Origin of the sequence: Streptomyces sioyaensis (assembly GCF_004122735.1) — a bacterium.
GTDB lineage: Bacteria > Actinomycetota > Actinomycetes > Streptomycetales > Streptomycetaceae > Streptomyces > Streptomyces sioyaensis.
Genome location: NZ_SDIF01000113.1, coordinates 1 through 22,300 on the forward strand (window position 1 = coordinate 1; position 22,300 = coordinate 22,300).

Below are 22,300 nucleotides of genomic sequence, written 5' to 3' on the forward strand. Positions count from 1 at the left end.
GCCCTCGCCTTCACCACCCGCTACGGCCGCCTCGTGCTGTCGTCCCTCCGCAACCGGGCGGGGCGCTGTCATGGCCGTGCCCTCACCTCCCGCGCCCCACCCGGTTGCGGAGGGACGACAGCACGAGGCGGCCGTAGCGGGTGGTGAAGGCGAGGGCGGTGGCCAGGGCTGCGGTGGCCAGGGCGAGGAGGAGGTGGGCGGGGGCGTGGTCGTCGAGTACTTGGAGGATGCTCAGTGCGGTGCCCAGGGGGAGGCCGAGGATGGTCAGGACGCCCAGGGCGCCGGCGATCTGCTGGTTGTCCTGGGTCTGGACGAGCCTGGCGTAGTCGGCCGCCTCGGCGAGGATTTCCGTGAAGCGGTCGGGGAGGCGGTACTGGGCCTGGTAGGCGAGGAGGAGTTCGTTGGCCGGGCCGTGGGCGGTCAGATGCTGGCGCCAGTACGTGCTGCGGAAGCCGGCGATCTGCGTTTCCAGCGCGGCGACGCGGGCGCCGAGTTTGGGGCCGTCGAACACGCCGGAGAGGGCCTCGGTGAGTTCGTCGATGTGGTCGCGCTGCACGGTGCCGAGGAGTAGGGCGTCGAGGTAGATGGTGCGGTGGTGCACGGCGCCGAAGTCGTAGAAGTCGCCGTCGCCGTGGTCCGGACGGTGGCCGAGGAAGGCCGCCCCGTGCCGGAGCACGAGGGCGCTCCAGTCGGCGGATATTCGCACCGCGTGCTCCATCTGGGACGGCAGGAGCTCCGGTGCCAGCGGGAAGTCGGCGGCCGTGGAGCGGGAGGCCAGGGACCACAGCCACTGGTCGGCGGTGGCGGGGAGCCGGTCGCCCTGGCGCAGGGCCGGGGTGTGCGCGGCCCGTGGGGTGAGAAAGGCGATGGTGTAGGGGCGGGCGATGGCGAAGGGCGCCTCGGAGGTGTCGGGGACGGCGACGCCCGCCAGGAGGGCTTCCGGCGCCAGCGGCCCCTCCAGGGGGTCGGGGTCCGCCGAGTGGCGGTGGCCGATGGCCCGCAGGGTGTCCAGGAGCGCGGGTCCCTCGACCATGAAGTGCAGGACCGCCAGGGCGGCTCCGGGGTGGCGGGCGGTGGCGGTGCGGAGCAGTTCGATGCCGTGCAGGTGCAGCGGGCCGTGGGTGCGGTTCTCGAAGCGGTGCCAGCGGCAGGGGCGTTCCGGGGTTCCGTAGAGGACCCGGGCCGCGGAGGGGGTGAAGTAGGTCTGCCGGGTGGCCGTGTCGGCACGGCGGCTGCCGAGTGCGAACGGCAGCGGCCCCTCTTCCCAGGGCGGCGGGGCGGCGAGCCGGACGGGGAGGATGACGGTGAGGGCCTGGCGGGCACCCGTCAGGTGGCGGAGTTCCGTGGTCACGGTGCCGGTTGTCTCCTTGTGTGAGGGGGCGGCGGCCCCGGGGCCGGGCGGTCGCTGAGGAGGCGCATGCCCGCTGTCGGTCTCTTTCTGGCGGGCGGTGTGTGCCTCCCCGTGACGTGCCCCCGTCCGCGTTCTGGCGAACCGTTCCGTGTCTGCCCGGGGGATGGTGTGTGAAGTCCCGGCGTACCGCGGGAGTCGGGCGCCCGAACACCTCGTGGTGCCCGCAACGCCGCCCCGGTACGGGCCATCAAACCAGGCGGAATGAGGTCTTCGGGGATGTTCCGGAGGCCCGGGATTACGCCGTGGCAGGCCGCCGGGGGAGCGGGTCGCGGCGCGGACATCTGGGGAACGTCATGGGACTGACCAGCCGGTCGTTGTTGTACGCCATGGCCGCGGCCGCCGTGGTCTGCGTGGGACTGACCCTCTGGCTGTGGCCGCGGTTCGCGGGGCGCGGGCCGCGGGCGCTGCTGGGGCGGCTCGGGGTGATCGCCGGGACGCAGCTGGCCATCGTGGCGGCGCTCGGGCTGGCCGTGAACGCCAACTTCCAGTTCTACGCCTCCTGGCACGAGTTGCTCGGGCTCTACGACGATGCGCCGGGCGCCGTCGGCAAATGGGGCGACGGGGGTGCGGCCGGGCCGGCCGGCGACCCGTCGAAGGGGCTGGTGCAGACGTCGGGGGCGGACGGTCTGGACAAGGTGCACGGGCTGCCGAAGGGGGCGCCGGCGAACGCGGGCCGGGTGGAGTCCGTACGGATCGTCGGCAAGCGGACCCGGGCGGTGGACCCGGCGTACGTGTATTTGCCGCCGCAGTACTTCCAGCCCCAGTACGCCCGCCAGCGGTTCCCTGTCATCCTCGCGCTCAGCGGCTATCCGGGCGGGACCTTTCTGCTCGGCCAGCACCTGCGGCTGCCGCAGACCGCTGCCCAGTTGATCCGGGAGGGGCGGATGCAGCCGACGGTCATCGTGATGATGCGGCCCACCATCGCCCCGCCGCGCGACACCCAGTGCGTCGACGTGCCCGGCGGCCCGCAGGCCGAGACGTTCTTCGCCCGCGATGTGCCGGACGCGCTGCGGTCGCACTACCGCGTCGGCCACGACCCCGGCGGCTGGGGCGTGCTGGGGTACTCCTCGGGCGGCAGCTGCGCCCTCCAGCTCGCCATGCGGCACGACCGTACGTACACCTCGGCGGCCGCGCTCTCACCCGACTACAAGGTCGCCGACGATCCCACCACCGGCAATCTCTTCGGTGACGGCCGGGACCGGGCGCGCCGCCGTCAGGAGCACGATCTGATGTGGCGGCTGCGGCATCTGCCCGCACCCCAGGTGGACGTCCTTGTCGGCACGAGCCGCAGCGGGGAGAAGAACTACCCGGCGGCCAGGGCGTTTCTGGCGGCCGTCAAGCCGCCGATGAAGGCGGAGTCCGTCGTACTCGACCACGGCAGCCACAACTTCGCCACCTGGCGGCGTGAACTTCCCACGGCGCTGCAGTGGATGAGCCGTTCGTTGACGTTCCCGGAGGATGTGGTGGGGAATTCCTAGCCCGGGGCATTCCTGGTCCGGGGCATTCCTGGTCCGGGGAATTCCTGGCCGCCGTGGACCGGCAGGCGGGGCGGGCTCCCGGGATGCGCGAGGGGCTCCCGGCGGATGTGCCGGGAGCCCCTCGCGTATGCCGGACGGTGGCGCGTCAGTCCTTGATCTCGCAGATGACGGCGCCTGAGGTGAGGGCGGCGCCGACCTCGGCGGTCAGGCCCTTGATGGTGCCGGAGCGGTGCGCGTTGAGCGGCTGCTCCATCTTCATCGCTTCCAGGACGACGACGAGCTCGCCCTCGGTGACCTGCTGGCCCTCCTCGACGGCGACCTTGACGATGGTGCCCTGCATCGGGGAGGCGAGCGAGTCGCCGGAGGCGGCGGAGCCGGACTTCTTGGCGGCCTTGCGCTTGGGCTTGGCGCCGCCGGCGACCGCGGCGCGGGCCAGGGGCATGCCCAGCGAGGACGGCAGCGAGACCTCCAGGCGCTTGCCACCGACCTCGACGACGACCGTCTCGCGGCTGTCCGCCTCGGCCTCGTCGGTGCCGGGCGCGGTGAACGGCGGGATCTCGTTGACGAACTCGGTCTCGATCCAGCGGGTGTGGACCGTGAACGGGTCGGCGGAGCCGGTGAGTTCGGGGGCGAAGGCCGGGTCGGTGACGACGGTGCGGTGGAAGGGGATGGCGGTGGCCATGCCCTCGACGGTGAACTCCGCCAGCGCACGGGAGGCGCGCTGCAGAGCCTGCGCGCGGGTGGCGCCGGTGACGATCAGCTTGGCGAGGAGGGAGTCCCAGGCGGGGCCGATGACCGAGCCGGACTCGACGCCCGCGTCCAGTCGGACGCCGGGGCCGGCCGGCGCGTCGAACGTGGTGACGGTGCCGGGGGCCGGGAGGAAGTTGCGGCCCGGGTCCTCGCCGTTGATGCGGAACTCGAAGGAGTGGCCGCGCACCGGCGGGTCGTCGTAGCCGAGCTCTTCGCCGTCGGCGATGCGGAACATCTCGCGGACCAGGTCGAGGCCGGTGACCTCTTCGGTGACCGGGTGCTCGACCTGGAGGCGGGTGTTGACCTCCAGGAAGGAGATGGTGCCGTCCTGGCCGACGAGGAATTCGCAGGTGCCCGCGCCCTCGTAGCCGGCTTCCTTGAGGATGGCCTTGGAGGCGCGGTAGAGCTCGGCGTTCTGCTCGTCGCTCAGGAAGGGGGCCGGGGCCTCCTCGACGAGCTTCTGGTGGCGGCGCTGGAGCGAGCAGTCGCGGGTGGAGACCACGACGACGTTGCCGTGCTTGTCGGCCAGGCACTGGGTCTCGACGTGCCGGGGGCGGTCGAGGTACCGCTCGACGAAGCACTCGCCGCGGCCGAAGGCGGCGACCGCCTCGCGTACCGCGGAGTCGTAGAGCTCGGGCACCTCGTCGAGGGTGCGGGCGACCTTCAGGCCGCGGCCGCCGCCGCCGAAGGCCGCCTTGATCGCGATGGGCAGGCCGTGCTCCTTGGCGAAGGCCACGACCTCCTCGGCGCCGGAGACCGGGTCGGGGGTGCCGGCGACCAGGGGGGCACCGGCGCGCTGGGCGATGTGCCGGGCGGCGACCTTGTCGCCGAGGTCGCGGATGGCGTGGGGCGGCGGGCCGATCCAGGTCAGTCCGGCGTCGAGGACGGCCTGGGCGAACTCGGCGTTCTCCGACAGGAAGCCGTAGCCGGGGTGGATGGCGTCGGCGCCGGAATCGGCGGCGGCGGCCAAGACCTTGGCGATGTCCAGGTAGCTGGTGGCAGGAGTGTCACCGCCCAAGGCGTACGCCTCGTCTGCCGCGCGGACGTGCAGGGCGTCCCGGTCGGGGTCGGCGTAGACGGCTACGCTCCCGATCCCCGCGTCCCGGCATGCACGGGCAACGCGAACAGCGATTTCGCCACGGTTGGCGATGAGCACCTTGCGCACGATGGGTCCTTCCTTGGCGCTTCGCCGTAACTTATGGATGCGGCGATTTTAGGGACTGGCGACACCGCGTGCCGACCCGTTCCCTGGGGTGAGCTTGCCCACACGGAGTGTGCTCGGAGCGCCAGTGAGGGGCCTAAGTCCCCTGGTGTCCCAGGGTAGGCCCGGATTCCTGGGCTCCGGCTCGAGTCCTGGTGTGGCTTAGGTCTCGCGCTTCGGGCGTCCTGCGGATCGTCAATTCTTTGTGGAGTCCCTACGAATGGGCGAAGGAAACTTTGCGGTCGGCTCCGTCCCTCCCGGCGTGCCGCCGGACGCCGCTCGCCATGGTCCGTATCCACCCGTGCAGAACCCTTGCCCCAGGCATTACCCATTAGTAGCGTGCCCGATGTCTTCTGTACTTGCGGTAACGGCGGAACACGCGGGAACCGGCGCCCACCTGGGCGACCGGGCACGGCACACGGCGGAAGTGGGTGGACGGGGTGACGATGGCGCGACGGCCGGTGGCCTTGGTCGCGGCGGCGGTCCTGGTCCTGGAGGCATGCGGGATCGTGCTGCTCAACTGGATCCTGAGCATCGTCGTGGACCGGCAGCAGATGTCCCTGGCCGGGCTGCAGCCGCGCGCGATGTCCGCCGGATCCTGGATCGGCGGCGGCGTCTTCGGCCTCTATCTGCTGCTCTGCGCGGCCGTCCTGGTCCGCGGCGCGCTGCGGGACCGCGCGCCCGCCGGCTTCGCCCGTATCTGCCTCATCAGCTGTGCCGTGGTGCACGGGGTCCTGGGTGCGCTCGCCGTCGGGCTGGCCGGCTGGGTCGCCTTCCTCGCGCTGATGGTCGTGCTGGGGCTGCTGGTGCTGACGCTGGTGGCGTACGGCGAGGGCCGTCCGGGGGACGGGCGCGGAAACGCGGAAAACCCCCCGAACGGCGTACCGCCGGCTGCGCCTACGTCCGCCTGACGTCCGGTCGTTGGGGCGCCGGCAGGGGAGGCGGCCGGGTGTTCAGTGGTCCCCGGCGCTCTTCTTCACCGGGGCGTGCTCCCGCAGGACGTCCATGAACGCGCGCATCCAGTCCGGGTGGTCGTTCCAGGCGCGGGCGGAGACGACCTTGCCGTCCACCACGGCCGAGTCGTCGACGAAGGTCCCGCCGCCCATCTCCACGTCCGGTGCGCAGGCCGGATAGGCGGCGGTCCGGCGGCCCTTGAGGAGGCCGAGCGGGGCCAGGGTGATCGCCGCGTGGCAGATGTGGGCGACGGGCTTGTCGGCGTCGAAGAAGTGGCGGACGAGGCGCTGGTAGTCGGGGTCGTTGCGCAGGTATTCGGGGGCCCGGCCGCCGGGGAGCACCAGCGCCGCGTAGTCGGCCGGATCGACGTCGGACAGGGCGAGATCGGACGGCCAGGAGTGGCCCTCGCGCTCGACGTAGGTGTCGAAGGCCTCGACGAAGTCATGGACGACGAACTGCAGCTTCTTGTGCGTCGGGGCGGCGATCAGCGGCTCGTACCCCTCCTCCAGCAGCCGCTGGTACGGGTAGAAGAACTCCAGGTCCTCGGTGGCGTCGCCGGCGATGATGAGAATCTTGGGCATGCTGCGCACTCCTCGCGATGGCGTCGATCGGGGCGATCGAGTCGTTCCGGGTCAATCGGTTCCCCAGTCGGTGACGTGGAATGCGTCGCCGACCGCCACCTTTCCGGTCTTCAGCACGGAGAACTTCGAGCCGAACGCGACCCCGCCCTCCGGCACCCGCCGGTAGGAGGCGAGCGTGCGCAGCGGCTCGGGGCCCGCCTTGGCCCCGGTGTGCTGGTCGACGAGGGTGACGGCGCAGCGCACGGCGAGCTTGGTGAAGCCCAGCTCGCAGTCGCCGACGGTCAGGCGCCGCGCCCGGTCCTCGGTCCCCGGCTCCGTCCAGCCGTCGACGACGAAGTTGGGCCGGAAGCGGCTGATCGGCAGCGGTGCCCGGCCGGCCGCGGTGATGCGGGCGTTGAGGTCGTCGAGGGAGGCGCGGGAGAGGACGTGCACGGCGCTGCTGTCGGCGAAGCCGGATGTGCCGGGGGTGAGGCCGTCGGTCACCCGGTCGTGCTCCGGGGGGACGCGCACCAGCCGGCTGGGCGCGCCCAGCACCTCCGAGAGCCAGCCGGCCGCTTCGGCGCCCTGGTCGACCGCGCGGTAGGGCGTGCGGAACATCTCGACCTCCGCCCGGGCCGCCGTGCCGGTGCCGGCGTCGATGCCGAACCGGAGGGGGTCAACTCCCGGCGCCGACAGGGTGAGATGGTTCCCGTCGGCGCTGACCTCGGGGCGGATCACCGCCAGCCGCGGGTCCGTGCGCTGGCTGCGGAACACGCCGTCCGCCGCGACGACCATGAAGCTGCGGTCGTGCCGGAGGCCGGCCGGGGTGAGCTCCGCCTCGGCGGCCGGGATGCCGGCACAGCCCTTGACGGGGTAGCTGATCAGTTCGACAACGGTCACCATGCGGGCAGCGTACGACCGGGGCGGCGCGGGCCGCTGCCGTTTGTCGCCGGGGGCGGCGTCAGGTCCACAGGTCGGTGATCGCCACGTCCAGGTCCGCGAGCAGCCGGCGCAGCAGCGGCAGGGACAGGCCGATGACGTTGCCCGGGTCGCCGTCGATGCCGTCGATGAAGGGGGCGGAGCGGCCGTCGAGGGTGAAGGCGCCGGCGACGTGCAGCGGCTCGCCGCTCGCGACGTAGGCGGCGATCTCGTCGTCGGTCGGTTCGCCGAAGCGGACGGTGGTCGAGGCGGTGGCGGCCGCCTGGCGGCCGGTCGCGGTGTCGATGACGCAGTGGCCGGTCTGCAGGACGCCGGAGCGGCCGCGCATGGACTTCCAGCGGGCGGTGGCGTCCTCGGCGTCCGCGGGCTTGCCCAGCGCCCGCCCGTCCAGCTCCAGGACCGAGTCGCAGCCGACGACCAGCGCGCCGTGGACCTCCGGGCGGGCGGCGACGGCGGCGGCCTTCGCCTCGGCGAGTATGCGGGCCAGCTCACCGGGGGTGGCGGCGCTCAGCGCGTCCTCGTCGACACCGCTGACGACGACCTCGGGCGCCAGCCCGGCCTGGAGCAGCAGGGCCAGCCGGGCGGGGGACTGGGAGGCGAGGACGAGACGGCGGGGGCGGGGCTCTTCGGTCATGTGCGCCATCGTACGGAGCCCCGGGAGGCCGGGGCCCGGCGCGGGCCCGGCTACTTCTTCAGCACCGCTTCCATCACCGACTTCGCGATCGGCCCGCCCAGCTTGCCGCCGGCGATCTCCGACCGCTGGATGTCCATGTCCTTGGGGTCGACGAAGACGGCGACCGCGACCGGGGAGGAGCCGTCGCTCTGCTTGGCGTAGGAGACGAACCAGGCGTACGGGCGCTCGTCGTTGACGTCCGCGCCGTGCTGGGCGGTGCCGGTCTTGCCGCCGACGGTCACGCCGTCGATCTTGGCCTTGGAGGCGGTGCCGTCCGAGACGGTGTACTCCATCATCTCCTGCACCTTCTTCGCGGTGTCGGAGGAGACGGCCTGGGACATCTGCTTCGGGTCGAACTTCTGGAGCGTCGCCAGGTCGGGGCCGCGCACCTCGTCGACGACGTGCGGCATCATCAGCTTGCCGTCGTTGGCGAGGGCGGCGGTCACCATCGCCATCTGCATCGGGGTGCTGGTGAGGCTGCCCTGGCCCATGCCGGTCAGCGCGGTCTGCGGCTTGTCGAGCTTGCTGGGGTAGAGGCTCTTGGTGGCCCGCATGTCGCCGAAGTCCTTGTCGTAGACGTCGGAGTTGAACCCGAACTTCTCGGCGGTCTCGCGCATCTTGTCCTTGCCGACCTTCAGCGCGGTGTCGAGGAAGACGTTGTTGCACGACCACTGCATGCCGGTCTTCAGCGAGGCCTTGTCGCAGGGCGCACCGGCCACATCGTTGCCGACCTTGGTCGAGCTGAGCGGCAGCTGGTAGGGGGCGGGGGCGCCGGTCGGGGCGTTGATGTCGCTGATCACGCCGTGCTCCAGGGCCGCCGCCGCGGTGAGGATCTTGAAGGTGGAGCCGGGGGCGTAGGTCTCGCGCAGCGCCCGGTTGCTCATCGGCTTGGTCTTGTCGTCGTCCAGCGCCTTGAACTTCTTGCCCTCGGCGGTGGAGATCCCGGCGAACTGCGAGGGGTCGTAGGAGGGGGTGGAGGCCAGCGCGAGGACCTTGCCGTTGCGCGGGTCGAGCGCGACCACCGCGCCCTTGGCGTTGAGGTCGGTCAGTCCCTTGTACGCGGCCTTCTGCGCCTTGGGGTCGATGGTGGTGAGCACATCGCCGCCGCGCGGCTTCTCACCGGTCAGCACGGACTTGGCCTGCTTGAGGGCGAGCCGGTCGTCCTTGCCGCTGAGCACCTTGTTGTAGACGCCTTCCAGGAACGAGGTGCCTATCGCCTGCGAGGCGAACCCGGTGACCGGCGCGTACATCGGGCCGTCCTTGTAGGTGCGCTTGTACTTGAAGTCGCCGGAGGTCGCCACGGAGCCGGTGACCGGCTGGCCGCCGACGATGATGTTGCCGCGCGGGTAGGAGAACGCCTCGATCTTGACCCGGCGGTTGTTGGGGTCGTTGGCCAGCTTGTCGGCCTGCACGAACTGGACCCAGGTGGCACGGCCCAGCAGTGCCAGCATCAGCACCCCGCAGAAGACGGCTGTATGCCTCAACGGCCTGTTCATCGCGCTTCCCTCCGGTTCGGCTGCCTGGCCCGGCACCGGGCGACCGATTTACGCCCTCGGGAGGGAAAGAAGGGATTTCAGGGGCGATGGTTGCGGGAATGGGCTGTGACCGTTACCTCCCGCTTCACGGGAACTCCCGCCGCGGCCGCCGGGTGGCGGGCGCGGCTATACCGCGAGCAGGAGCGTCACCAGCACCGCGGCGACGGCCAGCACGATGCCCAGCCTGCGGAGCTTGGCCTGCACTTCGCGCAGCTCCTCAGGAGGCTCATCGGGCGGATCGGACCACAGCATGTATCGATCCTGTGCCCGCTGTGCGTGTGGCGCCTGAGTACGCGTACTCAGGCGCCACACACGCAAAGGACTAGTCAGTGCACTATGCACCGACATGACCGGCCCGCCCGGCCGGTCACCGCACGCCGCCGGCGGCTCAGTGCGGCCAGTAACTCGTCCGCCAGGCCCGCGGGCCCGGGTGCGGCATCCGCGCCCGCGCCGGAACCGTGGCCGCGGGGTCCGACCACTCGGTTCCGCGGTCCTTGCCGCCGGGCGCGACGGTCGCGGCGGCCGCCGCGCGGGCCTGCACCACCGCCACTGCGGCGGCCAGCTCCTCGGGGGTGGGATTGCCCCGTACGACCTTGATCATCGACGACCTCCTCCTTTGCCTTTGCTGGTGCTGGACGGGTGCTGCCGGTCAGAGGGGGATGTTGCCGTGCTTCTTCGGGGGCAGCGCCTCGCGCTTGTTGCGCAGCGTGCGCAGCCCGCGGACGATGTGCCGGCGCGTCTCGGACGGCATGATCACCGCGTCGACGTAGCCGCGCTCGGCCGCGACGTACGGGTTGAGCAGGGTGTCCTCGTACTCCTGGATCAGCTCCTGGCGGCGCTCGTCCTGGGCGGCCGGGTCCTCGATCCCGGCCAGCGTGCGGCGGTGCAGGATGTTGACCGCGCCCTGCGCGCCCATGACGGCGATCTGCGCGGTCGGCCAGGCCAGATTGAGGTCCGCGCCCAGGTGCTTGGAGCCCATGACGTCATAGGCGCCGCCGAACGCCTTGCGCGTGATGACCGTGATCAGCGGGACCGTGGCCTCCGCGTAGGCGAAGATCAGCTTGGCGCCGCGCCGGATGATGCCGTCGTACTCCTGGTCCGTGCCGGGCAGGAAGCCGGGCACGTCCACGAAGGTGATCACCGGGACGTTGAACGCGTCGCAGGTCCGCACGAACCGCGCGGCCTTCTCCGACGCCTTGATGTCCAGGATGCCGGCGAACTGCATCGGCTGGTTGGCGACCACGCCGACGGCGTGGCCCTCCACCCGCCCGAAGCCGGTGACGATGTTCGGCGCGAACAGCGCCTGGGTCTCCAGGAATTCGCCGTCGTCCAGGACGTGCTCGATCGCGGAGACCATGTCGTACGGCTGGTTGGCCGAGTCCGGGATCAGGACGTCCAGCTCACGGTCGGTGTCCGAGGTCTCCAGGTCCACCTCCTCCGGGAAGGCGGGCGGCTCGGAGAGGTTGTTGGACGGGAGGTACGACAGCAGACCCTTGACGTAGTCGATGGCGTCCTTCTCGTCGCCCGCCATGTGGTGGGCCACGCCCGAGGTGGTGTTGTGGGTACGGGCGCCGCCCAGCTCCTCGAAGCCCACGTCCTCGCCGGTGACGGTCTTGATCACGTCCGGTCCGGTGATGAACATGTGGGAGGTCTGGTCGACCATGACCGTGAAGTCGGTGATGGCGGGGGAGTAGACCGCGCCGCCCGCGCACGGGCCGACGATCAGGCTGATCTGCGGGATCACACCCGAGGCATGGGTGTTGCGGCGGAAGATCTCGCCGTACATGCCCAGCGAGACCACGCCCTCCTGGATGCGCGCGCCGCCGGAGTCGTTGATGCCGATGACCGGGCAGCCGGTCTTGAGCGCGAAGTCCATCACCTTGACGATCTTCTCGCCGAAGACCTCACCCAGCGCCCCGCCGAAGACGGTGAAGTCCTGGGAGAAGACCGCCACCGGGCGGCCGTCGACCGTGCCGTAGCCGGACACCACCCCGTCGCCGTAGGGGCGGTTCTGCTCCAGCCCGAAATTGGTCGACCGGTGCCGCGCGAACTCGTCCAGCTCGACGAACGAGCCCTCGTCCAGCAGGAGATCGATGCGCTCACGCGCCGTCAACTTGCCCTTGGCGTGCTGCTTTTCCACGGCACGGGCGGAACCGGCATGCGTGGCCTCTTCGACCCGCCGCTGCAGATCCGCCAGTTTGCCCGCGGTGGTGTGGATGTGTGCTTCCGGCTCGGACATCGGGATGCGGCTCCTGCTCGTCCTGGACTGGTGCTCGTACGGAGGGTGGTACGGGTGTGGCTACCGACTCGTAGCGTATCGGCGGGACTGCTCAGCGGCACTGCGTCGTTGACCACACCTAGGCTGGTCCCATGACGCCTCAACCACCGGAAAACCATGACAAAGATGCCGGTCGCTGGAGTGATCTGGGCCGCCCCCCGCTGAACGCCACGGCGCTGCGCCGGGCCCTGGTGCGCCCCGGCTCGCTGTGGACCTCCCTGGACGTCGTCGCCGCCACGGGTTCCACCAATTCCGACCTGGCGGACCGGGCGGCCCGGGGCGAGGCGGCCGAGGGCGCCGTTCTGGTGGCCGAGGAGCAGTCCGCCGGCCGCGGCCGCCTCGACCGCACCTGGTCGGCGCCCCCGCGCTCCGGCCTCTTCTTCTCCGTCTACCTCACCCCCCGCGTCCCCGTGGAGCGCTGGGGCTGGCTGCCGCTGCTCGCCGGCGTCGCCACCGCCACCGCCGTCTCCCGCGCGGCCGACATCGACACGGCACTCAAGTGGCCCAACGACCTCCTGGTGACTTCCGCCGATGATGCGGGCGGATCCGGGGCCGCCGCGGAACGCAAGGCGGGCGGCATCCTCGCGGAGCGGGCCGGCGCCGGCGTCGTCGTCGGCATCGGCCTCAACGTCTCCCTCACCGCCGCGGAACTCCCGGTGCCCACGGCCGGCTCGCTGGCCCTGGCCGGCGCCCGCACCACCGACCGCGACCCGCTGCTGCGCGCCGTCCTGCGCGCGCTGGAGCACTGGTACGGCGAATGGCAGACCGCCGACGGCGACCCCGCCGCCAGCCGCCTCCAGGAGGCCTACGCCGCCGGCTGCGCCACCCTGGGCCGTTCCGTACGCGCCGAACTCCCCGGCGGCGGCGACCTCACCGGCGAGGCGGTGGCCATCGACGGCGACGGCCGCCTGGTGCTGGCCACGGCGGACGGCATGCAGCAGCCGGTCGGGGCCGGGGACATCGTCCATCTGCGTCCCGCGCCCCCGGCCGGCCCGGGCGACGGTGCAGGCCACGAGGGGTGAGGGCGGCCGGCTCCGGCGGACCGCCCGCCGCCGGCGCAGCTCTCCCCTACCGTGGCCGGAGCCGACGTGTGAGAGTGAGCCAGAGCACACCTGCCGTATCGTTGAGGCGGTCCGCCAGGGAGCGGACCACCGGCGAGCAGTGATCGGAAGGGCAGTGCGCAGGGATCGGACAGGGAGCGGCCGGTGACCGCCGACGACTCGGGCGCCACCCCGCGCGACGTGGACACCGAGGACGACGCCGTGCGCGACGTCCCCGCCGAGGGTTCCGCACGGGCCTCGGCCGGCGGTACGGGCGGCGTCCCCGCCGAGGCCTTGGCACCGACCGGGACCGACCCGGCGGGCACCGCCCCCGACGACCCGGCGGCCGCGGGCGAGGACGACGAGCACAACATCGCCGTCCGCCTCGAACAGCTCATCCTCGGCGCCGACCGCCGCTACACCCCGTTTCAGGCGGCCCGCGGCGCCGGTGTCTCCATGGATCTCGCGGCCCGCTTCTGGCGGGCCATGGGCTTCGCCGACATCGGCCAGGTCAAGGCCCTCACCGAGGCCGACGTGCTGGCCCTGCGCCGCCTCGCCGGTCTCGTGGAGGCGGGCCTGCTGAGCGAGGCCATGGCCATCCAGGTCGCCCGGTCCACGGGCCAGACCACCGCCCGTCTGGCCGACTGGCAGATCGACTCCTTCCTGGAGGGCCTCACCGAGCCCCAGGACTCCGGCCTGACCCGTACGGAGATCACCTATCCGCTGGTCGAGCTGCTCCTCCCCGAGCTGGAGGAGTTCCTCGTCTACGTCTGGCGGCGCCAGCTCGCCGCCGCCACCGGCCGGGTCGTACGGGCCCAGGACGACGCCGAGATGGTCGACCGCCGGCTCGCGGTGGGCTTCGCCGACCTGGTGGGCTTCACCCGCCTGACCCGCCGCCTGGAGGAGGAGGAACTCGGCGAGCTGGTGGAGGCGTTCGAGACCACCTGCTCCGACCTGGTGGCCGCGCACGGCGGCCGGCTCATCAAGACCCTCGGTGACGAGGTCCTCTTCTCCGCCGACGACGCCGGCGTCGCCGCCGAGATCGGATTGCGGCTGATCGAGACGATGACCCACGACGAGACGATGCCGGAGCTGCGGGTCGGCATCGCCTTCGGCACGGTCACGACCCGGATGGGCGATGTCTTCGGTACGACCGTGAACCTCGCCAGCCGCCTGACCTCGATAGCGCCGAAGGACACCGTGCTGGTGGACGAGGCGTTCGCCGAGGAGCTGGGGCGGATCGGCGAGGCGCCGGTCTCCGAGGCCGAGCACGCGGCCGCGGAGAAGGCCGCCGAGGAGGGCACCGGCAGCCCGCCCCCGTCGTACCGCTTCGCGCTCCAGCCGATGTGGCAGCGGCCGGTGCGCGGCCTGGGCGTGGTCGAGCCCTGGCTGCTGAGCCGCCGCGGCTGACCCGCGACCGGCCGGGGCTCCGCGGACGCATACGGCTTCCCCACCGGCCCCTGCCCCCTCCTGTGCCCCGCGGCGCGTACCTGACATGATCCCTGCGTCAGGTCAACGACCGTTCACAGGGAGGGCTGCATGTCACAGCGACGGTTCGGCGCGGACGGCTGGGTCGCCATCGAGCGCCATGACCACGTGGCGGAACTGATCATGGACCGTCCGAAGGCGATGAACGCCGTGTCGACGGCCATGGCCGACAGCCTGGCGCAGGCCTGCGACGAGCTGGCGGCGGACCGCTCCGTGCGGGCGGTGGTCCTCACCTCCACCCACGAGCGGGCGTTCTGTGTCGGCGCGGACCTCAAGGAGCGCAACTCCCTCACCGACGCGGAGCTGATGCGGCAGCGCCCGCGCACCCGCGCCGCCTACACGGGCGTACTGGAACTGCCGGTGCCCACCATCGCCGCGGTGCACGGCTTCGCGCTCGGCGGCGGCTACGAGCTGGCGCTGGCCTGCGATCTGATCGTGGCCGACGGTACGGCGACGGTCGGCCTGCCGGAGGTGTCGGTGGGCGTCATCCCGGGCGGCGGGGGCACCCAGCTGCTGCCGCGCCGGGTGGGCGCGGCGCGGGCGGCCGAGCTGGTGTTCACCGCGCGGCGGGTGCCGGCGCCGGAGGCCGCGGAGCTGGGCCTGGTCGACCAGCTGGTCGAGGACGGGCGTGACCGCGCCGAGGCGCTGGAGCTGGCGGCCCGGATCGCCCGGAACTCGCCGCTCGGACTGCGCGCCGCCAAGCGTGCCCTGCGGCTGGGGCACGGGCTGGACCTGCGGACCGGCCTGGACCTGGAGGACGGTGCCTGGCGCAGCGTGGCCTTCTCCGGGGACCGGACGGAGGGCGTGGCGGCCTTCAACGAGAAGCGGGAACCGCAGTGGCCCGGCGAGTGAACCGGGGCCGGGCCGGCAACCGGTGACGGCGGGCGGCCGGCGGGACGGACGGGCGGCGGTGCTCCGGTGGTGCACCGCCCCCGGTGACGCACCGTAAGACCTGCCCGCAAGGCCTCACCGGAGAGTGACCCGTCCCGCCCCGACCAGGGCCGACGCGCGGAGCGCCCGGGTGTCGAACGCGTACCGGAAGGGGCGGAAGGGGTTAAACATTCCTACGCTGGAATACAGAGCGTGCTCACGGTGACGGAATGCGAGGATCCGGTGACGGGCGAGGGCGATGCGAGGCTGCGGGCCGTGGTGGAGCTGGCGCAGGCGATGGCGGCCGCGCACACGCCGCGCGAATCGGCGCACGCCGCGGCCCAGGGCGTGTGCCAGGCCCTGGGCGGCTCCTTCGCGGCGATCTCGAAATGGGAGCGTGAGCTGGGCAAGCTGCGGGTGCTGGTCAATACCGGCGAACTCGCCGACGGCGAGGAGGAGTTCCCCGACGACGAGAGCTACCCGGTCCACGAGTTCCCGGAGATCGCCGGCTTCGTGCACGAGCAGTGGGCGGGCGGCGGCGAGTCCAGCGCCTGGGTGGAGGCCGCCGAGGGGCCGGCCGGCGCCCCGGCGCGCGAGGAGCGGGACGGCGGCCGGGGCAACGCGCAGCGGGTGGCCGCGCTGCGCCGCCGGGGCCGCGGCTGCTGTGTGGTCGCGCCCATCGTGCTGCACGGCCGGGCGTGGGGCGAGCTGTATGTCGCGCGGCGTACGGGGGAACCGGTCTTCGGCCGGGCGGACGCCGACTTCGCCGGTGTGCTCGCCGCCGTGACGGCCGCCGGGATCGCCCAGACCGAGCGGCTGGCGGAGGTGCGCCGGCTGGCGTTCACGGACTCGTTGACCGGTCTCGCCAACCGCCGCGCCGTCGACATGCGGCTGGACGAGGCGCTGGAGCTGCACCGCAGCGACGAGGTGGTGGTCAGCCTGGTGGTGTGTGACCTGAACGGGCTGAAGCGGGTGAACGACTCCCGCGGCCACGCGGTCGGCGACCGGCTGCTGGAGCGCTTCGGCTCGGTGCTGTCGCTGTGCGGCGCCATGCTGCCGGGCACCCTGGCCGCCCGGCTCGGCGGCGACGAATTCTGTCTGCTGGCGGTGGGCCCGCCGGCCGACGAGGTGGTCAAGGTCGCCGGTGAACTGTGCGACCGGGCGGGGGAGTTGGACCTGGGTGAGGGGGTCGCGGTCGGGGTCGCCTCGACCGGTGATCCGATCGGTGAGGTGCGCAGCCCCCGGCGGCTCTTCCGGCTCGCGGACGCCGCGCAGTACAAGGCCAAGGCGGCGCGGTCGGGCGAGCCGGTGGTCGCCGGGCGGCACGGCGGCAGGGACGACCCGGTCGTCCGGCTCGCGGACGCCCCGGACCGGCGGCCGGGGCCGGAGCGCCGGCGCTTCCGGAGATGAGGGTGCGCCCCGCCCCGCGCCCCGGCTCGGCGGCCCGCGCCCCCGGGGCGGGGGTGATCCCGAAATCCGGTGGTGACATCTGGCGATTCAGTCTCTAGGGTGCCTGAATATGGATATGCACACTGTGGTGCTGGGGACGTCCGGCACGCGCGCACAGGACGTCATCGCGGTGGCCCGCGGCGCCGCCCGGATCGAGCTGTCCGAGGAGGCCCTCGCGGCCGTCGCCGCCTCCCGCGCCTTCATCGACGAGCTCGCCGCCAAGCCAGACCCCGTCTACGGCGTCTCCACCGGCTTCGGGGCGCTGGCCGTCCGGCACATCAGCCCCGAGCTGCGGGTCCAGCTCCAGCGCAACATCGTGCGCTCGCACGCGGCCGGCATGGGCCCGCGGGTCGAGCGCGAGGTGGTCCGGGCCCTGATGTTCCTGCGGCTGAAGACGCTCGCCTCCGGGCACACCGGCGTCCGCCCCCTGGTCGTCGAGACGATGGCCGCGATACTCAACGCCGGCATCACCCCCGTCGTCCACGAATACGGCTCGCTCGGCTGCTCGGGCGACCTCGCACCGCTCTCGCACTGCGCGCTGACGCTGATGGGCGAGGGCGACGCGGAGGGCCCCGACGGCGTGGTCCGCCCGGCCGGTGAGCTGCTGGCCGCGCACGGCATCGAGCCCGTCGAGCTGCGCGAGAAGGAGGGCCTGGCGCTCCTCAACGGCACCGACGGCATGCTCGGCATGCTCGTGATGGCCTGCGCCGATCTCGCCCGGCTGTTCACCTCCGCGGACATCACCGCGGCCCTGTCCCTGGAGGCGCTGCTCGGCACGGACAAGGTCCTCGCGCCCGAGCTGCACGCCATCCGCCCGCACCCCGGGCAGGCGGCCGCCGCTGCCAACATGTCCAAGGTGCTGACCGGTTCGGGCTTCACCGGCCACCTCCAGGACGACGCCCCGCGCGTCCAGGACGCCTACTCCATCCGCTGCGCCCCGCAGGTCGCCGGCGCCGGCCGGGACACCCTCGACCACGCCCGGCTGGTCGCCGACCGCGAGCTGGCCGCCGCCGTCGACAACCCCGTCGTCCTCCCGGACGGCCGGGTGGAGTCCAACGGCAACTTCCACGGCGCCCCGGTCGCCTACGTCCTGGACTTCCTGGCCATCGCCGCCGCCGACCTCGGCTCCATCGCCGAGCGCCGTACCGACCGCCTCCTGGACAAGAACCGCTCGCACGGGCTGCCCGCCTTCCTGGCCGGCGACCCGGGCGTCGACTCCGGCCTGATGATCGCCCAGTACACCCAGGCCGCCCTGGTCAGCGAGTTGAAGCGGCTGGCCGCACCGGCCTCGGTGGACTCCATCCCGTCCTCCGCCATGCAGGAGGACCACGTCTCGATGGGCTGGTCGGCGGCGCGCAAGCTGCGCACCGCGGTCGACAACCTGACCCGGATCATCGCCGTCGAGCTCTACGCGGCGACCCGTGCCATCGAGATGCGCGAGGGCCTGGTGCCGGCCCCGGCCACCCGTGCCGTGCTGGACGCGGTGCGCGGCGCGGGCATCGAGGGACCGGGCGACGACCGCTTCCTGGCCCCCGACCTGGCGGGCGCGTATGCGTTCGTGCGGGACGGGAAGCTGGTGGCGGCGGTGGAGTCGGTCACCGGCGCGCTGGCGTAACGAGGCCGGACCGGGCGCCGGCCTCAGCTGCTCCCGTCGCGGGTGCGGCGGACGGAGTAGCTGACCAGGCCGGCGCCGAGCGCGAGGCAGGCGGTGCCCCCGATCACGTACGGCGTGGTGTCCGGGCTGCCGGTGTCGGCGAGGAAGTGCGGTGCGGTGCCGGCCTGCTGACGGTCGGTGCCGGTGTAGCGGGCGCCGTCGTGCGCGGTGGTCGTCGCGGACCGGGCGTCGCCGTCCCGCGCCTGGTCCCCGGCCCGGTCGGCCACCTCGGGCCCGGCCGGTACGGAGGCCGCCCGCGGACGGGAATCTGTCACCCCGTCAAGCTCCGCGGTGGCATGGGCGGACGGTACGAACCACAGGGCGAACAGCACCGATCCCGCGGCCGCGGCGGTCAGCAGTGGTCGTCGTGCCGTCACGGATGCGATCTCCCTTGTGGGTCGGCGAATTGGCCGTTGACCTCAGATGTTAATGACAGCCGCGGGTCGCAGGGAAGTCGGGACCCGTCCATGCCTAACCTCCGTGCTATGAGCAATGGCGAGACATCACGTTTTGTGCGGCTTCATGTCGAACTGATCATGGAGATCACCGACACCCGCCGGCTGACCGGCGCCGCCGTCGACCACATCGACAAGGACCCCTCGCTCCCCGACGAGGAGCGCAGGCAGTCCCTGGCGGCGGTCAAGGAGGACCCGGCGGACGCGCTGGCCCATCTGATCGACCCGTTCGACCTGGTCACCGCGGTGCCGGGGACCGAACTCGCGCAGGCCTCCTGGAGCAGCGAGGAGCTGACCGACTACGACCCGGACGCCGAGTGGGACGCGGCGGAGTGGGATCTGGCCGACGACGCCGACGGGGAGGGCTGACCGGCACCCCTCCCGCGCGCCGCGTCCCCTCCCGCCGGCGCGCCCCCCGACCGCTGACCACGGCCCCCGTACGGCACCCGCCGTACGGGGGCCGGCTACCTCGGGGGGCCCGACCCCCGACCCCGGAGCCCCCGATTTCTCACCGCGAGAGGTCGATTTCTCACCGCAGAGCGCCCGATTTCTGACTGCGATCACCTTCTGACCGGCATCGGGGCGATACGTGTCCTACACCACACTTTGCGGAGGCATGGAACCGGTGAAATGGAAAAGGCGTTTCCATGGCGTCGGCCGGAATGCCTGCGTCCAGATATGCCTGCGTTCAGTTGGCAGCTCGCTCGGGGATACGTGCGAAACCGGTAGCAATGGAGATGCGTGTGATAACGGACAGCAAGCGTCGCAAACGCCTTGTGGCCAGCGCCGCGCTGCTGGGGGGCGTACTCACGCTTGCGGCGTGTGGCGGCAGCAGTGCGGCCGACCGAGGCACGGGTGGCAGTGACGGCACCCGTCACGAGAACACCCAGCAGGTGGACGAGGCGGCCGCGAAGGACGCCTCCGACGCCAGGATCAAGATCCTCCCGGCGGACGGGGCCACCGACGCGGGCATCAACGGCGACGCCCTGGTCACGGTCAGCGACGGCAAACTCACCGATGTCGCCATGACCTCGGTCGACGCCAAGAGGACCGTCGACGGCACGCTCTCGGCCGACGGCAGCTCCTGGAAGCCGAACCAGCCGCTGAACCGGTCGACGAAGTACAAGGTCACCGCGCACGCCGTGGACGCCCAGGGCCGCACGGCGGTGGAGAACTCCACCTTCACCACCGTCTCCCCGACGAACAGCTTCATCGGGAACTTCACGCCCGAGGACGGCTCGACCGTCGGCGTCGGCATGCCGGTGTCGGTCAACTTCGACAAGCCGGTCACGAACAAGGCCGCCGTCCAGTCCGCGATCACGGTCTCCGACGACAGCAACCAGCCGGTCGTCGGCCACTGGTTCAACGACAAGCGGCTCGACTTCCGCCCCCAGGAGTACTGGAAGGCGAACTCCAAGGTCACCATGACCCTGAACCTGAACGGCGTCGAGGCCTCGCCGGGCGTCACGGGCATCCAGCACAAGACCGTCGGCTTCCGGGTCGGCCACTCGCAGGTCAGCACCGTCGACACCAAGAAGCACGAGATGACGGTGGTGCGCGACGGCCGCACGATCAAGACCCTGCCGATCTCGGCCGGCGCCGACGACCACCCGACCTACGGCGGCCAGATGGTCATCTCGGAGCGGTTCAAGCAGACCCGGATGGACGGCTCGACCGTCGGCTTCAAGAAGAAGGGCGGCAAGGGCGAGTACGACATCCACGATGTGCCGCACGCCCAGCGCCTGACGTCGTCCGGCACCTTCATCCACGGCAACTACTGGGGCAAGGGCGTCTTCGGCCACGCCAACACCAGCCACGGCTGCATCGGCCTCCAGGACGTCAAGGGTGCCAAGGACAGCAAGACGGACGGGGCATGGTTCTTCGACCACTCGCAGACCGGCGACGTCGTCAAGGTGATCAATTCCCCCGAGCGGACCGTCAAGCCGGACAACGGCCTCAACGGCTGGAACATGGACTGGTCGCAGTGGGTGGCCGGCAGCGCGGTCAACTGACCCCGCGGCCCCACGGCAGTGACGCCGAGGGGTGACCGCGAGGGGTGACGGCGGCCGCGGCGCGGGACGTGCGCCGGGACCGCCGCTCATCCGTGAACAGGCCGACGCCCGGCCGCGCCCCAGGAGGACGGGGCGCGCCGGGCGTCGGCCTTGCTGTGTACGGGTGCCCGGCCGACCGGCACCGGAAAGCAGGTCGCGGCGCCGTCCTCCGTACAGTTGAGCGGGTGAGCGAGCGCGGAAGCAAAGGGCGGGGCGGGCCGTCGTCGCCGGCGGCCGGTGAACTGGTCGGGCAGGTGCTCGGCAGCGTCCGTTACGCGCCGGACGGCGAGCCGGCCGAGGACGCGATCGAGGCCGGCGCCTCGATGCTGGCCGCGGCCGAGGCCGGCTGGGAGGCGGTGAGCGCGGCCGTGGTCGCCGCCGCCGTGGCCGGGGTGCGGCAGTGTTGGGCGGGCGGCTGGTACCCCGCCGACCTGGAGCGGATCGTACGGCGCGAGACCCCCGGCACCACCCAGGCGGCCCTGGTCGTCGATGCCGTCGCCGCCGAGGCGGCCCGGCCGCCCGCCGCGCGTCCCCCGCGGGACCCCCGCTGGGCCGGTCAGCTGCGCGACCTCGGCGCCGAGGTCTGGTGGCCGTCCGACGGCGGCTATCTCGACGCGCTGGCCGCCCGCCGCCGCACCTCCCGCTTCGAGACCGCGTACGACGTGCTGGCGGCGCTGCGCACGCTCGCCCGGCTGCCCCGGATCACCCCGCTGCCGGCCCCGCCGCGGACCGCGGGGACGAGCGGCCCGGCCGGCGCCGCCGCGGACCGTGCCCTCGGCCGGATCCGCGGACTGCTCGCCAAGGCCGAGGCGACCGACTTCGCCGAGGAGGCGGAGGCGCTGTCCGCCAAGGCCCAGGAGCTGATGGCCCGGCACAGCATCGACGAGGCGCTCCTCGACCGCGCGGACGGCCCCCGCGGCGGGCGGACCGCCGGCCCGTCAGCGGTCCGGATCGGCATCGAGGGCCCGTACGAACAGGCCAAGGCGCTGCTGCTCGACGCGGTCGCGGCCGCCAACCGCTGCCGGGCCGTCTGGGCCGCCGACGTCGGCTTCTCCACCCTCGTCGGCTTCGCGTCCGACCTGGAGGCGGCCGAGATGCTCTACACCTCGCTGCTGCTCCAGGCCACCACCGCGATGCACCGCGCGGCCGACGGCCTCCCCCGCGCACGCAAGGAGCCGGGCGGCACCGGCGGTACGCCCCCCGCCCGCGGCCGCTCCCGCCGCACCCGGGACTTCCGGCAGACCTTCCTCGTCGCCTACGCCGACCGCATCCGCGACCGGCTCGCCGAGGCCACGGCCACCGCGACGGCCACCGCCTCCGCCGCGTCGACCCCCGCGGCCCCCGACCTCCTTCCGGTCCTCGCCGCCCGCGAACTGGCCGTCGAGGAGACCACCGGCGCCCTCTTCCCCGACACCGCCCCGGTCCGCCTGCGCGGCGTACGCGACGCGGACGGCTGGCACCAGGGACGGGCGGCAGCGGACCGGGCACGGCTGGGGGAGGGGTGAGCCCGGGGG

The 22,300-nt window shown here is 72.6% G+C and carries 20 protein-coding genes; 10 read left to right on the top strand and 10 right to left on the bottom strand.

What is annotated here, in order from left to right:
- Positions 1 to 82: 82 nt before the first annotated feature.
- Positions 83 to 1,351, bottom strand: coding sequence for a hypothetical protein (locus EST54_RS27530; protein WP_129250428.1), 1,269 nt, complete (start codon positions 1,349 to 1,351; stop codon positions 83 to 85).
- A 353-nt stretch (positions 1,352 to 1,704) separates the two neighbouring features.
- Here EST54_RS27530 and EST54_RS27535 point away from each other — a divergent pair, with 353 nt between their 5' ends.
- Positions 1,705 to 2,889 carry an alpha/beta hydrolase gene (locus EST54_RS27535; RefSeq protein ID WP_129250429.1) on the top strand — a complete coding sequence of 395 codons (1,185 nt, stop codon included), beginning with the start codon at positions 1,705 to 1,707 and terminating at the stop codon, positions 2,887 to 2,889.
- A gap of 145 nt (positions 2,890 to 3,034) precedes the next feature.
- On the opposite strand, the gene EST54_RS27540 is transcribed toward EST54_RS27535, so the two are convergent.
- Entirely contained in the window at positions 3,035 to 4,804 is a 1,770-nt protein-coding gene (locus EST54_RS27540; protein ID WP_129250430.1) for an acetyl/propionyl/methylcrotonyl-CoA carboxylase subunit alpha, read from the bottom strand.
- Positions 4,805 to 5,286: 482 nt separating this feature from the next.
- Here EST54_RS27540 and EST54_RS27545 point away from each other — a divergent pair, with 482 nt between their 5' ends.
- The gene (locus EST54_RS27545; RefSeq protein ID WP_129250443.1) at positions 5,287 to 5,751 is read left to right on the top strand and encodes a hypothetical protein; all 465 of its coding nucleotides are present in this window, start codon (positions 5,287 to 5,289) and stop codon (positions 5,749 to 5,751) included.
- 42 nt (positions 5,752 to 5,793) lie between these two features.
- Here EST54_RS27545 and EST54_RS27550 read toward each other — a convergent pair whose 3' ends face one another.
- The 7 genes from EST54_RS27550 to EST54_RS27575 all read right to left on the bottom strand — a co-directional run bounded on the left by EST54_RS27550 (position 5,794) and on the right by EST54_RS27575 (position 11,740).
- Positions 5,794 to 6,375 carry a DJ-1/PfpI family protein gene (locus EST54_RS27550; RefSeq protein WP_129250431.1) on the bottom strand — a complete coding sequence of 194 codons (582 nt, stop codon included), beginning with the start codon at positions 6,373 to 6,375 and terminating at the stop codon, positions 5,794 to 5,796.
- Positions 6,376 to 6,426: 51 nt separating this feature from the next.
- Positions 6,427 to 7,257 carry an MOSC domain-containing protein gene (locus EST54_RS27555; protein ID WP_129250432.1) on the bottom strand — a complete coding sequence of 277 codons (831 nt, stop codon included), beginning with the start codon at positions 7,255 to 7,257 and terminating at the stop codon, positions 6,427 to 6,429.
- A gap of 58 nt (positions 7,258 to 7,315) precedes the next feature.
- The gene (locus EST54_RS27560) at positions 7,316 to 7,927 is read right to left on the bottom strand and encodes a nucleoside triphosphate pyrophosphatase (RefSeq protein ID WP_129250433.1); all 612 of its coding nucleotides are present in this window, start codon (positions 7,925 to 7,927) and stop codon (positions 7,316 to 7,318) included.
- Between the two features lie 50 nt (positions 7,928 to 7,977).
- Complete coding sequence (locus EST54_RS27565) at positions 7,978 to 9,462, bottom strand: peptidoglycan D,D-transpeptidase FtsI family protein (RefSeq protein ID WP_129250434.1); 1,485 nt, start codon at positions 9,460 to 9,462, stop codon at positions 7,978 to 7,980.
- Between the two features lie 165 nt (positions 9,463 to 9,627).
- Complete coding sequence (gene mmpB, locus EST54_RS35975; RefSeq protein WP_006603536.1) at positions 9,628 to 9,753, bottom strand: morphogenic membrane protein MmpB; 126 nt, start codon at positions 9,751 to 9,753, stop codon at positions 9,628 to 9,630.
- A gap of 136 nt (positions 9,754 to 9,889) precedes the next feature.
- A complete protein-coding gene (locus EST54_RS27570; RefSeq protein ID WP_129250435.1) occupies positions 9,890 to 10,102 on the bottom strand; it encodes an acyl-CoA carboxylase epsilon subunit in 213 nt (70 codons plus the stop codon).
- 48 nt (positions 10,103 to 10,150) lie between these two features.
- Positions 10,151 to 11,740 (bottom strand): acyl-CoA carboxylase subunit beta, encoded by a 1,590-nt coding sequence (locus EST54_RS27575; RefSeq protein WP_129250436.1) that lies wholly within the window; start codon positions 11,738 to 11,740, stop codon positions 10,151 to 10,153.
- A 131-nt stretch (positions 11,741 to 11,871) separates the two neighbouring features.
- On the opposite strand from EST54_RS27575, the gene EST54_RS27580 reads away from it, so the two are divergent.
- From EST54_RS27580 to hutH, 5 genes are all read left to right on the top strand, one after another.
- Entirely contained in the window at positions 11,872 to 12,801 is a 930-nt protein-coding gene (locus EST54_RS27580) for a biotin--[acetyl-CoA-carboxylase] ligase (RefSeq protein WP_129250437.1), read from the top strand.
- A 183-nt stretch (positions 12,802 to 12,984) separates the two neighbouring features.
- On the top strand, positions 12,985 to 14,229 hold the full coding sequence (locus EST54_RS27585) for an adenylate/guanylate cyclase domain-containing protein (RefSeq protein WP_129250438.1): 1,245 nt from the start codon (positions 12,985 to 12,987) through the stop codon (positions 14,227 to 14,229).
- 129 nt (positions 14,230 to 14,358) lie between these two features.
- Complete coding sequence (locus EST54_RS27590) at positions 14,359 to 15,159, top strand: enoyl-CoA hydratase/isomerase family protein (RefSeq protein WP_129250439.1); 801 nt, start codon at positions 14,359 to 14,361, stop codon at positions 15,157 to 15,159.
- Positions 15,160 to 15,474: 315 nt separating this feature from the next.
- A complete protein-coding gene (locus EST54_RS27595; protein ID WP_129250444.1) occupies positions 15,475 to 16,587 on the top strand; it encodes a GGDEF domain-containing protein in 1,113 nt (370 codons plus the stop codon).
- Positions 16,588 to 16,696: 109 nt separating this feature from the next.
- Positions 16,697 to 18,241, top strand: a complete 1,545-nt coding sequence (gene hutH / locus EST54_RS27600; protein WP_129250440.1) for a histidine ammonia-lyase — start codon at positions 16,697 to 16,699, stop codon at positions 18,239 to 18,241.
- Positions 18,242 to 18,264: 23 nt separating this feature from the next.
- Here the strand turns inward: hutH and EST54_RS27605 are convergent, their stop codons facing one another.
- Positions 18,265 to 18,657 carry a hypothetical protein gene (locus tag EST54_RS27605; RefSeq protein ID WP_174857530.1) on the bottom strand — a complete coding sequence of 131 codons (393 nt, stop codon included), beginning with the start codon at positions 18,655 to 18,657 and terminating at the stop codon, positions 18,265 to 18,267.
- A gap of 108 nt (positions 18,658 to 18,765) precedes the next feature.
- On the opposite strand from EST54_RS27605, the gene EST54_RS27610 reads away from it, so the two are divergent.
- The 3 genes from EST54_RS27610 to EST54_RS27620 all read left to right on the top strand — a co-directional run bounded on the left by EST54_RS27610 (position 18,766) and on the right by EST54_RS27620 (position 22,291).
- Positions 18,766 to 19,104: a hypothetical protein gene (locus EST54_RS27610; protein ID WP_235447983.1), complete on the top strand. Its 339-nt coding sequence runs from the start codon at positions 18,766 to 18,768 to the stop codon at positions 19,102 to 19,104.
- 362 nt (positions 19,105 to 19,466) lie between these two features.
- Positions 19,467 to 20,747 (top strand): L,D-transpeptidase, encoded by a 1,281-nt coding sequence (locus EST54_RS27615; protein WP_129250442.1) that lies wholly within the window; start codon positions 19,467 to 19,469, stop codon positions 20,745 to 20,747.
- Between the two features lie 293 nt (positions 20,748 to 21,040).
- A complete protein-coding gene (locus tag EST54_RS27620) occupies positions 21,041 to 22,291 on the top strand; it encodes a DUF2786 domain-containing protein (protein ID WP_129250446.1) in 1,251 nt (416 codons plus the stop codon).
- Positions 22,292 to 22,300: the final 9 nt, after the last annotated feature.